Genomic DNA, 13,011 nt, shown 5'->3' on the forward strand with positions numbered 1-13,011 from the left:
TGCCAGCTCATTCTTTACTTTTCTCTCCTTTTCTTCTTTGGCTTCTTCTAACGGGCTTTACTGCCCCCCTCATCGTCACTGACAGCAAGAATTTTCAGAGGTTCCACATGTGACAAGATTTATGAAGAACCTAATAGACGAGAGGCGACAGCCAGCAGGTAACATCCAACAGCCATCCGGCAGCATCCGATCATATATAATGTTAGGCGAAAGTGAACGAGAGAGCACAGAGGAGGACTCAAGTAGAATAGAGTGATCCAAATGAGACAAAAGTAGCTAAAAAGAAGGCTAAATAGACTAAAACAACTTCAAATAAACGAAAGTTGTTTATTTTTGGGCAATTATCTGAGTTTTGCACAGCTTGTTCGCAAAATGTTCCTAACTATGTCAATAAGTCGTCCATGTAATTAGTTAGTGTGATGTAAAAAACAGTCTTAAAATTAGACTGTTGCGAAAAGTAGTGATGCTATCGGGCTTAAAAAGTTTTGCACAGGGTGTCAGTAATTTGTTCCTAGAAATGTGCATAAAATTTTTTTAGGTATTTTTGCAAAAAAAGAGAGCTACGCTCTTCTATTAAAAGGCGCAGCTCTCTATTGTTTGTTTTCTTACTCATAAAAAAGAAAAGTGGTGGAGTTTTAAACTCCACCACTTTTTAGTTCAGAAAGGTAGTGAGGCATAAGCCGCGAGGTTGCATAAAAAAACGTGCTGACCTCGCAAATAAAAGTTTTTGGAGAGTCCAGAGAATCCTTTTTACTTAAAGCGGTAGCTGTTCTCGAAGAAAGAGAGATTACAGATAGCGACAGTGTAACAAGGTTCTCTGGCCGCCGGAGGCTCGTCGAAGACCCGCCGAAAGCTATCGCCCGTTCTAAACAGCCTCTTCCACTACAGCAGGCTTAACATTAGCACCGGTATCAACTGGCGCGCTGTTGTAGCAAACGCGGTCGTCGTATTCCATCTGCTTACCTTTGTTCCATTGTGAGACCGGTCGGTAGTAGCCGACGATACGAGTGTATACTTCGGTATCTGCGTCACATGTAGGGCAGCTAAAATGTTCACCGGCAATGTACCCGTGATCTTTGCACACGGAGAATGTCGGTGTGATGGAGATGTACGGTAACTTTGTTTTGGTAAACGCTTTAACGATGAATTTTTTCAACGCTGCGTGGTCTGCCACAGCTTCGCCGAGATATGTGTGGAACACAGTACCACCGGTGAAGAGTGGTTGCAGCATGTCCTGATGCTCAAGCGCTGCAAATACGTCTTCTGTTGCACCTACAGGCAGCGCCGTTGAGTTGGTGTAGTACGGAGTACCGTTACCTGATGCTGCGATGTCTGCGTACAGTTTTTTGTCGAGACGTGCGAGACGGTAGCTTGTACCCTCAGCAGGGGTTGCTTCAAGGTTGTAAAGGGTTCCTGTCTCTTCTTGGTAACCTGATGTCAGATCACGAAGATGATTCAGCACACGCTGCATGAGGCGAACTCCGCCTTCTGTCTCGATACCTCTACCGAGAAGGTTGAGGCATGCTTCGTGCCCACCGATGATACCGATGGTGGAGAAGTGTGCTTTAAAACCATTCTTGAGGTATCGGGAAGTCCAAGGGAACATGCCGCGATCAAGGTTTTCCTGAATGAATTTGCGTTTGAACTCTAAGGAATCTTTAGCAAGCTCTGCGTATTCAGTGATAAGATCGAGGAAGTCTTCTTCGTTGTTTGCAAGGTATGCCAGCTTAGGCAGGTTGAGCGTTACAACGCCGATAGAACCTGTGAGGTCGCCCGCGCCGAAGAGGCCGCCGGTTTTTTTGCGTAACTCACGCAGATCCATTTGCAGACGGCAGCACATGGAACGAACATCTTCCGGATTCAGATCAGAGTTGATGAAGTTCTGGAAGTACGGAACACCATACTTGGCTGTCAGCTGCATAAGTAAATCACCGATTTCAGTTTCCCAAGGGAACTCTGTGGTGACGTTGTATGTCGGAATTGGGAACGAGAAAATACGGCCGTGGTGATCGCCTTGAAGCATTACTTCGAGGAATGCCTTGTTGATCATAGCCATTTCTTCAACGTAGTCGCCGTATGTTGAATCCTGAAGAACACCGCCGATGATAATAGCTTCTTTCGCAATGTGTTTTGGAGGCACAATGTCAAGAGTAAGGTTGGTGAACGGACTTTGGCCGCCCCAACGTGACGTGGTGTTCAGATTGAATATAAATTTCTGCATGGCCTGTCGCACTTGCTTGTACGTAAGGCCATCATGCCGAATGAATGGTGCGAGGTAGGTGTCGACGTTGTTGAACGCCTGAGCACCAGCCCATTCATTTTGAAGCGTACCGAGGAAGTTAACCATTTGACCGAGAACAGCGTCAAAATGGTGAGCAGGTCCAGCGCTTGAACGACCTTCAAGGTTGAAGCCTTCAAGCAGGAGATCTCGGAGACTCCAGCCTGCGCAGTATCCTGCAAGGCCGAAAGAAAGATCGTGGATATGGAAGTAGCCGTGCTCATGTGACAGCCGTACTTCTTCCGGGTATTTTTCCAATGCATATCTGGCTTGCAATGTTCCGGAAAGGTGCAGCATGAGCCCTTGGAATGAGTGAGTCATGTTTGCGTTTTCGCTTACACGCCAATCTGCTTTATCCAGATAGGTATTGATGGTCTCTTTGATGTCCAGATACGCGGCTTTATGCTCGCGTAACTGTCTGCGTTGTTCGCGGTAGATGATGAACCGTTTTGCAACGTGGTACAGGCGAGACTCCATTAACACTTTCTCAATGGTGTCCTGTACCAATTCCTGTGGCGCGATTTCTTGCGCTCCGAGTTTTAGCTCAACTTTTCGGGCAAGTCTCTTTGAAAGAAGCGGATCTTTAATTCCGCTAGCTTTAAGTGCCTTGAGGATTGCATATGCAATTCGCTCAAGCGACCATGTCTCCAGACACTCGTCGCGCTTCAGAATCTGTTTCGGCATGCTCTCTCCTTGGGGGAACGTATTCCTGATGCTTAAGCGTAAAGCCTTCCGGTAGGTAGCTCTCAGCTTCCTGAATGTCTTCATCTGTCAGCACAGGCACTTTAGTAATGCGGAACAGGAACTTGTCAGGATACTGTTTTGCTAATTCGAAAACCTGAGAGAGATTTTCTTCTGCTTCTGCTGGGGATGTCGTACCACCGGTAAGCACAGGATATTTCTGGTAAGGGCCTTTAACATCTACTGCAAAAAGCTTAACGAGATCTTCGTCAAGCAGTTGTTTCAATACGTCCGGACGCATGCCGTTACTGTCCATTTTGACAGGCATGCCAAGCTTGCCAAGATCTTTAATAAGATCAGCAAGTCCCGGTGTAATTGTTGCTTCCCCCCCAGTGATGACGACACCGTCAATCCAGCGTGCGCGTTTGGTCAGGTATGACTCAATTGCGTCTTGCGGAATGACATCCATTGTGTCGCTATGCCAAGCAAGATTAAAGTTATGGCAAGTCGGACAGTGCATATTGCAGCCACCTAAGAAGATGACGCTTGCATTCATACCAGGCCAATCGCAAAGACTGACCCGTTCAAAACCAAAAACACGTGACCAAGCAGTAGCCATACTTTAATCCTCAAATGTGTGTGTCATGATATGTGAAGGCGTTGCCACATATCTCTTAACTAATTAAAATAACAGGAATAATCTGACTAAGCGAACGCTGTGGTTTACTCAGTCGCAAGAAGTAAATAATACTCATTCTGACAGTTTTTTAGCAATAGACTTTTTTTCGATCGGGCTATTGTATCGATTAGAAGTGAGACATCTCAACGGGTTTGCATGCAAAAAAAAAGTAATAACGATGTGTCGAAATCAGACAAGAGGCTGTGGAAATGGTGTGCAAAAACAGCGTGAAACATTCTATCATGCCGTGAAACCATTGCGAATAGCTGAGTTAATGCTGTGTAATAAAAAACGCTCACATACAAATGCGAGCGTTTTTCATGTAAATTTGTGCTAGTAGCTTGTAATGCTTACGCAATTAGCCAAAGCAGAACTCGATGGTGAATTCACCATGAGCAGTGGAAAATGGAACAGCGATAACTGGGCTGGAAGTCACATGGCTGATTGTGTGATTGTCACCCATAATGACAGACGGTGTTGAACCATCAAATTTATAGCCCATGTCTGCAAGACCGGCTCGTGCTTGTCCTGAAATCATATTGCAAATTTCGCCAACAGCATCTTTTGTGTCAGAAATAATATCCTGCACATCATCGCCGAGCATTGCGCGAACAAGGGCAACAGCGCATTTTTTGGTGAAGGTTACAGAAATACTTCCGCGTCTTTCTCCAGTAATGCCAATAATTGCAGATACATCACCGCATGCAATATTGTCTTTTTTTACAAATGGTGCACTTGGAACAGGGGTGATACCAGCCATTGTGGTAAGTACGTTGTTTGTTGCGCTAATAAAAGGTTTAGCAAAAGTAACGTCAGAATTCATAGCAGCTCCTATGGCAGTACCGCGGTACATTAATGAGTTTTTTGAGTTGAAGGCGCCACAAAAGACTCATTACGTGTCGATAACTTCTTCTTTTTCAAAAAGAGTACATAAAAAATTATATTCGTAACAGTAACGTCTGTGGGATGGCTCTATCCACCAAAGGTAGAAAAATGTGATAGTTACAACGTTAGGTCGTTCTACAGGAGAAGCCGTTTGTGGTAAAGCAAAAGGTATTAAGAGATGTTAATGCGCCGATAATGTTTCATATCTCGCCGTTTATATTCAATGCGCAATAAAAAAGCACTGTCTTTGTAAAGACAGTGCTTTTGTGTCTTGAAAAACGAGCTATTCTTCGTACATGATACAGTTAACTGGACAGGTATCGATTGATTCTTCAACACAATCGTCTGTACAGTCTTCGTTTAATACAATTGCCTTGTCACCTTCTGTGTTCATTTCAAAAGCAGCAGGGCAAAGCTCTACACAGGATTCACAGCCGATACATTCATCTTCATCAATACGTAACTTTTTAGCCATATCAATCTCCAGTTAAGAGTTTTTTGTTGAGGATACTTTTGTGAATAGCACGCTTTGGTCTTCGAACAATGATATTTGACTTTCAGTATTATTCTACTATCGTGACTTTGTATTCAAAAAAATGTTGTAAGGTGACTGTATGAAAGATGATTCCAAAGCTGCAAAAGAACATATTGCCCGAGCTAAAGCTTATTTCCAGCGACATGATGTCCTGCGAGCAACTGCCTCTGTCATTGCGTCACTGAGGCTCGTTCTTGCGGGAAAGGTTACTGGAGTTGATAGGATCACGGTGGACTCTGCACTGAAAGAAGTGCTGCACAACATGAATAGAGTAACCGAAATAAAAAAAAGATTTCCTCGCGGTATCATGTACGCGAAAGGGCATGAGAAATTGGTTCACGACAGTCTCGTGAAGCTGTTTCTTGAATTGAAGAAAGCTGAGGAGTCAGAATCCTATAAACAGCAGCTTAATCGCAAGATGACACTTGATAAGGCGTTAAATCGGGGAAGAAGATATCTTTCCGGTGGCAAGCTGCAAGATGCAACAGAAGCGTTTGAAGAAGCAAAAGCGTTGTATGTTGACGAACATAGCATGTTTCGCATGATCGGCGAGTGGTGTCTGGCATGTAAACAGCCTAAACTGGCTGTAAAATATTTAAAAAAAGCAGTTTCTGTTGATCCTGATACCAGGAAGGCAAAACGTATTCTGCTTGATGCTGTGGTTGGTACTGGGGATAAAGTCGGCGCTGCCAAATTAAAGGCGCAGTTACAGGGCGATTATTCTTAGTAACCGCAGAAGCTATGTAGCTATAAAGCGTATTGCACTTGCAATGCGCTTTTTTTGTATCTTCAGGGAGCGCGAGAGCACCCCCTGAAACTATGTGAACTTAGAAGTCCAGCAAAGCTGCAACACGTGCAGGATCAAGCGCATGGCCTGTCTGGCCTGAAGGCTGCTGACCATTTTCGAGGACTGACATTGTATTACCGTAGGCAATGTTTGCCGTTTCGGTTTCAGTACGAGTCGGCATTGCTGCTGCCTGTACAGGTGCAGCTACGGTTGCCTGCTGTTCCTGAACTTTCTGGTTGGTTGCACTCATCAGGTTGCCAAGCTTGAATGAAAAGGCGTCTTGTCCGACACCATTGATAGGTGACATATGTATTCTCCTGCGGTAAAAATTTCTGCTTACAGAATATTAAGCAAAAAACGCGCCGAGTTAAGAAACATAAAGACAGGATCTTTTATAAATTTTTTTTCATGTAGATTGACCTCAAAGAGTGCTGCAAAAGTAAAAATAAAAATCCAAAATCGAGGCATACATAGGCGCATGTCGGATTTTGGATTTATTGAAGCAGTACCGCCGTGTGTGAAATTAACAAAAATAAGGGGATGAGTAGAAATCTACTCATCCCCTTTCATTATAAGTGGTGATTCAGAAAATTGACAGTATCCAAACAAGGCACTGCCGCAGTCCCCCGCGGCGTGCTATGCGTCTGCTTTCAATTTTTCAATCACACTGTTGAGATTTTCAGCCTGTGCAACAAGCTGTTCTGTGTTGGCGGCAGAACTATCAACGAGTGTGCTGTTGTCACGGGCAATTGAATCAATTTCTTCCACGCTTCGAGTAATCTCTTCTGACGCTGCTGACTGCTGCTCTGCTGCGGTTGCAATTGAGCGTACCTGTTCAGCAGCAGAATCCGCAGCGAGTACAATTTCGCTAAGCACTTCGCCGGATTTGCTGGATAAGCTTTGCACGTTTTCAAACGCATCAAGAGTCTCATCCATGCCGTGTGCGTTAAGCTTGGCGAGATCCTGAATTGTTTTAATATTCTTACTTACTTCATGAGTTGCATTCATGGTTTTTTCAGCAAGTTTGCGAACTTCATCCGCAACAACCGCAAACCCTCGTCCAGCATCACCGGCTCGTGCTGCTTCAATAGCGGCGTTGAGCGCCAGCAGGTTGGTTTGATCCGCAATATCGTTAATGACATTGATGATGTCACCAATGGATTCAGACTGGGCATCAAGTGTCGCCATATTGCCTTTAAGTTCTTCGCTGCGTGCATGCAGCTGTGTGATTGCTGCAACGGATTCTGTTACTGCGTCAGCCCCCTGCTGTGCCATAACGCGGGAACGTTCGGTTTCAGAAGCAGCCTCACTTGCGTTGCGGGCAACTTCCAGAACGGTAGCGTTCATTTCCTCCATTGCTGTTGCAGCATCACCGATGCGGGTCATCTGGGAACTTGTGCCTTGCTGAATATTTGAGTTCTGATCGAAAAGTGACCCCATTTCACTGTTCATACTGCGTACCAAGCCTTCAAGAGTGGATGCAGCCGTAAGGATACCTTCTTTAGTGGCGATTTCAGCTTGTGCCATAGCGTCTTTAGCTTGTTGCGCAGCTTGGCGGGCGATTTGGGTCTGGTTCTGTGCTTCAGCCTCTTTCTTTTCCATCTCTTTTTTGTCGTGCTTAAATGTATCCACCATCTGGGTTAAGGAGCGCTGTAGGCTGGTTACTTCGTCTTGCCCGTCAACAGAGATAGGAACATCCAGATTACCGGAAGCTACTTCCTGTGCTGCCTCTGTTGCCAGAGAGAGAGGGCGGAGAATACTACGTGAAATCATAATGCATAGTGGAATGATCACAGCGAAAATAGCGCAGAAGAGAATAATTCTATCGAGGAACGCTTTATCAACCATGGACGTGATTGTGTTGCTGATTTCCTCGCCTTCTATTGCGATGTTATCGATATAGACACCTGTCGCGATAACATAGTCTGTGTTGCCGATGTGTGTGCCGTAACTAATCTTAGGCTGTTTTCCCATTCCCGGTTTATCGAAAATGTACTCAACAAAGCCTCCCCCTTCTTGTGCTTTGGCTACGAGCTCCTTGTTGAACATTACCCCGTTGGAGTCTTGAAAATTTATTACGGATTCGCCAACTCGTTGAGGATTCGGCGGGAATACTACAAATTTTCCACCTTGAAGAATGAAAAAATATCCTGAGTTGTCATCTTCGTGCCGAAGCTCGTTAATTGCATTTTGCAAAGCGGTTTTCTGTTCAGCTTTAGGCAATCCGTCAATTTCTTTCGCTAACAAGAATGCCAAGCTGTCTACTGCAAGTTTTATGGACTCCTGACGCCCTTCAAACATCTCTTCTTTGGCCGTTTTCACGGAATAATCTTGTATGTGTTGTGTCGTTATGTAGAAAAGGAAAAATGCCCCGACAATGCACAACATATTTATGAGTAGTAATGAGAAAATTCTGTGTTGAATGGTAAACCTGCGTAACATAAACCCCTCCATGGTACGCGCCGTTTACAACGGCCTGTAAAAATTATTGTCACGTGCTGAATCGCACAAACTTTATTATCGCTAATAGTAACTGTAACTATTAGCACTGATGTTCTTCTGTTCTTATCTTTTTAAAAGGTCAATAAGATTTTAAAATTAAAGGTAAAAATAAATAATACATTAGTTATTGAGACTAACACTTCACCTGTAAATTGTGGAATTTTCTATTAGTGGAACCAAAAAAATGGACATAAAAAAACGCCGCTTCTTTCGAAGCGGCGTGTGTAATTTTTAGCTATATTGATATGTTAGAATTGAGATGTTGCAATAAGCAGCCAGCCTGTAGCAATTATGACAGTACCGGCAATAATTGAGAATGATGTGTGAAGTACAGCAACAGCAGTGGAACTCTTACCTGCAACGTGCATAAGCATTTTTCGAGAATGGATGCTGGCAATACCAAAAAGTGACGTCGTAATTCCCATCCCCATAGTAAAGAAGACTGCACCAAGAAGTCCCGTAGCGAGCAAATTTAAGCTCAATGCAAAGGAAAGTAGAAGCGCAACTCCAGGACATGGAACAAGGCCGGAAATAATGGAAACAGTGATGATTCCTTTATTGTCGGCTTCTTTTTTTGTGCTGCTATCTTTACGATACCGCGAAACAGCTTCGTACAGTGCGTGTAGCAGTATGAAAATACCCAGCCCGATTATGAGATAGTAGCTTGTCATCTTCAGTGGTTCACTAGCGGATGAAAGCGCACGACTCCCCTTGAGATTTAGCAGGAAGTACGCACCAAGGACGACAACGACAGCAGAAAGCGTATGCACCGCTGTGAGCAAATGTCCCATGAGAACGCCTTTAAGCAACGTTCCTTTTCTGCCCAGAAAGTAGGAAAAAACAATGGATTTGCCATGTCCCGGCCCAAGTGCGTGAATTATTCCATAGAGAAAAGAGAATAGTAAAAAAAGACCAGAAGGCTTGTCCGTTCGGGTTTTTTTTAATTTCACGACCAAGAGTTGTCATTTTTGAGCGCAGGGAGCGCTGGGCAAGGTTTACGTTGCGAAGCATTTTTGAATATTGCAGCGCAAAGAATCCAGCCTTGTGTTGTTGCAGTTCCGTTTGGTCAACGGTTGTTTTGCCGGTACTGTGCTTACCCGTAAATGGACTGGCGTGAGCCGCTGTTACCATTAGGAGAATAAGTAGAGCTGCGAGAAAAATTTTTTGCATAACTAAAACTCAAATGTAACGGCTGTAGGGATGATTTGACCCTGATAGAATGCCAGTTCCGGTGCCTCATCAATAGTAAGCTGTAGATCTTTTTTTCCATCAACAGCGACAGCCTCTAAGGCAGTATAAAAATCTGAGTAGTAAGAAGGGTCAAATATAGCGATTTGCATTTTTTGTACTGACTCTTTTTTTGCAACGGAAAACGGAATGTTCATTTTGTACTTCAACGTTCCCTTTTCAAAGATCGCGACAAAGTTGGTGATCTTTTTCAACGAAACTCTTTTACCGTTAAGCATTATGTGAACGAAAAAACTTTGTTCAGCAAGATAACTTTCAATGTCCGGACGCTGTTTGTTCCATTCAGCCTGAGTTAACGCGCCATCAGCGTTTGTATCTAGATCAATCAAAAACAGGTCGCTGGACATATCGTCGAATGTCCAGACAACATCAATCGATTTCAGGCTGTTGTTTTCGAAGTGCAAATTCAATGAGCTGTCGATAAATACATGCGGGTGTGCCTTTGCGACGCGTGGGGTAAATACCATGCTGCAAAGACAAAGGATAAGAAGCAGTGATAAGGCAGTTCTCATATCAAGACCATTTGTAAAAATGTGGATTTGCGCTGTAACTTGGCAGTATACGGGGTTTTTAGCCGATAATCATGCTCATGCCCATTTTGTATACCAATGAGATGGATTGAAAAAAAGCATTTTCTAGTTGACATTGAAAATCGTTTTCAATTAAACAAAGGGTAATGAAGAGGCCGGAATACATTTTGGAGGCGTTATGTGTGCTACGTTAATAGGCGGAATGGATAGACTTAGACGTGATTACATAAACACAGCAAAAAGTCAGGGTGTGAAATTGAAGGTGTTTACTGGAAAGGAGAACTCTATAGCTGGTAAAATGGGAACCCCCGATATGGTTATCCTGTTTACCAACAAAGTTTCACACGCCGCCCGTCGGGAAGTGGTACAATACGCAAAAGCAAAAAATATTCCGATTCATATGGCTCATTCCTGCGGTGTTTCCACACTTAAGCAGGTGTTACGATAAAAGGGGAATTACAATGTGTGCTGCAAGAGAAATTGGTGCCCTGAGCAAAGCAGGTATGGCAGCTATGGCTGATGGTAATTACATGAATGCAGAATTTATGATGCATCAGGCTATCCGTAGAGCAGAACAGCTCGGGGTAGATACCTATACAGCAAAGCTTAAAAATAACTTTGGTATTATTCTAAATTTGCAAGGCAAAACGAATGAAGCCGCCGGTTATTTTGATGAAGCACTCACAACAATTACCAGAACAATCGGAACTGAGAATAAACTCTACCGTGTTATTGAAGCAAATCTGCAAGATACACGTGTAGGACAAGCTTAAGTACATTCATCGAGACAAACTTGCACAACATCACGATTTTTTTAGACACAACTCTCGTCTCGGTGTACAATATTTACAAAAGGTAATGCCGAAAGGCCATGGATTAACCTTTATCCTCCTCACAGACATATGATATATGGACAAAGTTCGAAAAGACGATAGCAAAACATGCTATCGTCTTTTTGTTTGTTCAAACGGCTATTCTTCTCGCAGGTCACGCTTCATCAGTTCGCGCCATGCGACGTGCGGATTCTTTCCATCGTGGATAATGGCATGCATGGTGGCAGTAATAGGAAGTTCAACGCTGAGGCGCTGTGCAAGCCTGTGAACCGCGGTTGTGGTCTTCACGCCTTCAGCGACCTGATGCATTTCTTCGAGGATCTGATCCATGGTTTTGCCTTGGCCGAGCTTGAGCCCGACTTGTCTGTTTCGAGACAGGTCACCAGTGCAGGTTAATACGAGATCTCCCATTCCAGAAAGCCCCATAAATGTTTCTGCCTTTGCACCCATGACAACGCCGAGACGTGACATTTCTGCAAGACCGCGTGTGATGAGCGCAGCGCGTGCGTTTGCGCCGAACCGTAGTCCGTCGGACATGCCTGCTGCGATGGCGATAACGTTTTTGAATGCGCCGCCGAGTTCAACACCGAGGACATCTGTTGATGAGTATGCACGGAAATTTTCATTGGAAAACATTTCGCGTAACTCTTTGCCACATTGATGATTGCAGCAGCCTAAGACAACTGCTGTCGGCATACCGCGCACAACTTCTGCTGCGAATGAAGGGCCGGAAAGCATGGCGAAAATAGGATTTTTATGTCCGAGTTCTTCTGTGACAACTTCAGACACGGTTTTGCCAGTGTCCAGTTCCAGCCCCTTGTTGGAGCATATTATTGTAGTGCCATCATCAATGAGCGGTTCAAACTTTTTCAACGTGCTGCGAAATACCTGACACGGTACAGAAAAAAGAATGTGACGCGCACCTGTGAGTGCGGTCTGTGCGTTGGTTGTTGCAGTAATATTCTCGTGGAGCGGCACATTCGGTAAGTATTTAGCGTTTTCCCGTGTGCTGTTAATGGCTTCAGCCTGCTTATCGTCACGCACGAGTAACGGTACTGTATATCCCTTGTCGGCAAGCAGTTGAGCGAGGGCTGTTCCCCAGCTTCCGCCGCCGATTACGGTAACGTTCATGTAGGACTCCAGAAAATCAATCTAGATGTAATGTTGAGAAAGTTTTAATGACAAAATGTATACGGTTACATTTTGTTTCAGACATCATGTATCTTATCGTTTGCTAAGCCACAAGGCTAGTTTTTATGATTAGCCGCTTTTTCAGAAGGGTTCCATGATGTCTGTGAGGCGACAGAAAAAGCAGCAGGCATATAGTATGTTCCCCGCGAGGCGGATTGTGGGAAAAATTGCAGATTGAACGTACTTTTGGAACACTAAAAATAATAAACAGTGTTGTATTTACTGCATGTTGTGTGCGCTAGCCGAAAAAATGATTAGCAGTTGCAACGCGCGGTGCTAACAGGTATCAACACTTGGTGAAATAAAAAAGGAATGTGAGGATGACCATGGCGAAAACCGAGTTTACGGAAATCGAAAAAAAGATTTTGCATATTGTGCAAGCCAATCTTCCAGATAGCGCTACTCCATACGCAGATATTGCAAAAGAAGTGGGCACAGACGAAGAAACTGTTCTTAATCTGCTGCAGCTTATGAAAGACGAAGGCACAATCCGCCGTTTTGGTGCGAGCTTAAAGCATCAGAAAGCAGGATTTAATCATAATGCAATGGTTGCATGGGTAGTAGACGAAGACATCATTGATGGAATCGGTAAAATTGCTGCCAAGCATACACTCATTTCCCATTGCTACCACCGTCCGACCACTCACCCTGAGTGGAAATACAATCTTTTTACGATGATTCATGGTCGTCACGAAGATGAGTACATGGAAGTTGTTGAAGAGCTTCGCAATGCGACTGAGCTGGACGAATTCGCCGTGCTCACGTCTTTGAAAGAGCTCAAAAAAACATCCATGACATATTTTTAGATTTTTCAGCATAAAACCCGCGTTATCCGCGTGGTTTTGGCTTCTATATTATACCA

The 13,011-nt window shown here is 44.1% G+C and carries 14 protein-coding genes; 4 read left to right on the forward strand and 10 right to left on the reverse strand.

Going from position 1 to position 13,011, the window contains the following annotated elements; translation table 11 throughout:
- Positions 1-865: 865 nt before the first annotated feature.
- From MKHDV_RS05170 to MKHDV_RS05185, 4 genes are all read right to left on the reverse strand, one after another.
- Positions 866-2,962, reverse strand: coding sequence for a ribonucleoside triphosphate reductase (locus MKHDV_RS05170; protein WP_160712947.1), 2,097 nt, complete (start codon positions 2,960-2,962; stop codon positions 866-868).
- Positions 2,910-3,578, reverse strand: coding sequence for an anaerobic ribonucleoside-triphosphate reductase activating protein (locus tag MKHDV_RS05175; protein WP_160712949.1), 669 nt, complete (start codon positions 3,576-3,578; stop codon positions 2,910-2,912). The genes MKHDV_RS05170 and MKHDV_RS05175 overlap by 53 nt, the downstream gene beginning before the upstream one ends.
- Positions 3,579-3,996: 418 nt before the next feature.
- Complete coding sequence (locus MKHDV_RS05180; protein ID WP_160712951.1) at positions 3,997-4,461, reverse strand: chemotaxis protein CheX; 465 nt, start codon at positions 4,459-4,461, stop codon at positions 3,997-3,999.
- A 345-nt stretch (positions 4,462-4,806) separates the two neighbouring features.
- Positions 4,807-4,998, reverse strand: coding sequence for a ferredoxin (locus tag MKHDV_RS05185; RefSeq protein WP_160712953.1), 192 nt, complete (start codon positions 4,996-4,998; stop codon positions 4,807-4,809).
- Positions 4,999-5,137: 139 nt separating this feature from the next.
- On the opposite strand from MKHDV_RS05185, the gene MKHDV_RS05190 reads away from it, so the two are divergent.
- Positions 5,138-5,785 (forward strand): lipopolysaccharide assembly protein LapB, encoded by a 648-nt coding sequence (locus MKHDV_RS05190; protein WP_160712955.1) that lies wholly within the window; start codon positions 5,138-5,140, stop codon positions 5,783-5,785.
- Between the two features lie 100 nt (positions 5,786-5,885).
- Here the strand turns inward: MKHDV_RS05190 and MKHDV_RS05195 are convergent, their stop codons facing one another.
- The 5 genes from MKHDV_RS05195 to MKHDV_RS05210 all read right to left on the reverse strand — a co-directional run bounded on the left by MKHDV_RS05195 (position 5,886) and on the right by MKHDV_RS05210 (position 10,107).
- Positions 5,886-6,152, reverse strand: coding sequence for a hypothetical protein (locus tag MKHDV_RS05195; protein ID WP_160712957.1), 267 nt, complete (start codon positions 6,150-6,152; stop codon positions 5,886-5,888).
- Between the two features lie 329 nt (positions 6,153-6,481).
- Positions 6,482-8,167, reverse strand: coding sequence for a methyl-accepting chemotaxis protein (locus MKHDV_RS05200; protein WP_160712959.1), 1,686 nt, complete (start codon positions 8,165-8,167; stop codon positions 6,482-6,484).
- Positions 8,168-8,595: 428 nt separating this feature from the next.
- On the reverse strand, positions 8,596-9,228 hold the full coding sequence (locus MKHDV_RS05205) for a hypothetical protein (RefSeq protein WP_254060420.1): 633 nt from the start codon (positions 9,226-9,228) through the stop codon (positions 8,596-8,598).
- Positions 9,149-9,517 (reverse strand): hypothetical protein, encoded by a 369-nt coding sequence (locus MKHDV_RS18885; RefSeq protein ID WP_254060422.1) that lies wholly within the window; start codon positions 9,515-9,517, stop codon positions 9,149-9,151. The genes MKHDV_RS05205 and MKHDV_RS18885 overlap by 80 nt, the downstream gene beginning before the upstream one ends.
- Before the next feature lie 2 nt (positions 9,518-9,519).
- Positions 9,520-10,107, reverse strand: a complete 588-nt coding sequence (locus MKHDV_RS05210; protein ID WP_160712963.1) for a DUF1007 family protein — start codon at positions 10,105-10,107, stop codon at positions 9,520-9,522.
- Between the two features lie 196 nt (positions 10,108-10,303).
- Here MKHDV_RS05210 and MKHDV_RS05215 point away from each other — a divergent pair, with 196 nt between their 5' ends.
- Positions 10,304-10,573, forward strand: a complete 270-nt coding sequence (locus tag MKHDV_RS05215) for a DUF2325 domain-containing protein (protein ID WP_160712965.1) — start codon at positions 10,304-10,306, stop codon at positions 10,571-10,573.
- 13 nt (positions 10,574-10,586) lie between these two features.
- Positions 10,587-10,898 (forward strand): tetratricopeptide repeat protein, encoded by a 312-nt coding sequence (locus MKHDV_RS05220; RefSeq protein ID WP_160712967.1) that lies wholly within the window; start codon positions 10,587-10,589, stop codon positions 10,896-10,898.
- Positions 10,899-11,096: 198 nt separating this feature from the next.
- Here MKHDV_RS05220 and MKHDV_RS05225 read toward each other — a convergent pair whose 3' ends face one another.
- Positions 11,097-12,089 carry an NAD(P)H-dependent glycerol-3-phosphate dehydrogenase gene (locus tag MKHDV_RS05225; protein WP_160712969.1) on the reverse strand — a complete coding sequence of 331 codons (993 nt, stop codon included), beginning with the start codon at positions 12,087-12,089 and terminating at the stop codon, positions 11,097-11,099.
- A gap of 386 nt (positions 12,090-12,475) precedes the next feature.
- Between MKHDV_RS05225 and ahbB the strand changes: the two genes are divergently transcribed.
- On the forward strand, positions 12,476-12,955 hold the full coding sequence (gene ahbB / locus MKHDV_RS05230; protein WP_160713243.1) for a siroheme decarboxylase subunit beta: 480 nt from the start codon (positions 12,476-12,478) through the stop codon (positions 12,953-12,955).
- Positions 12,956-13,011 lie beyond the last annotated feature (56 nt).

The sequence above is a fragment of the Halodesulfovibrio sp. MK-HDV genome, assembly GCF_009914765.1.
GTDB lineage: Bacteria > Desulfobacterota > Desulfovibrionia > Desulfovibrionales > Desulfovibrionaceae > Halodesulfovibrio.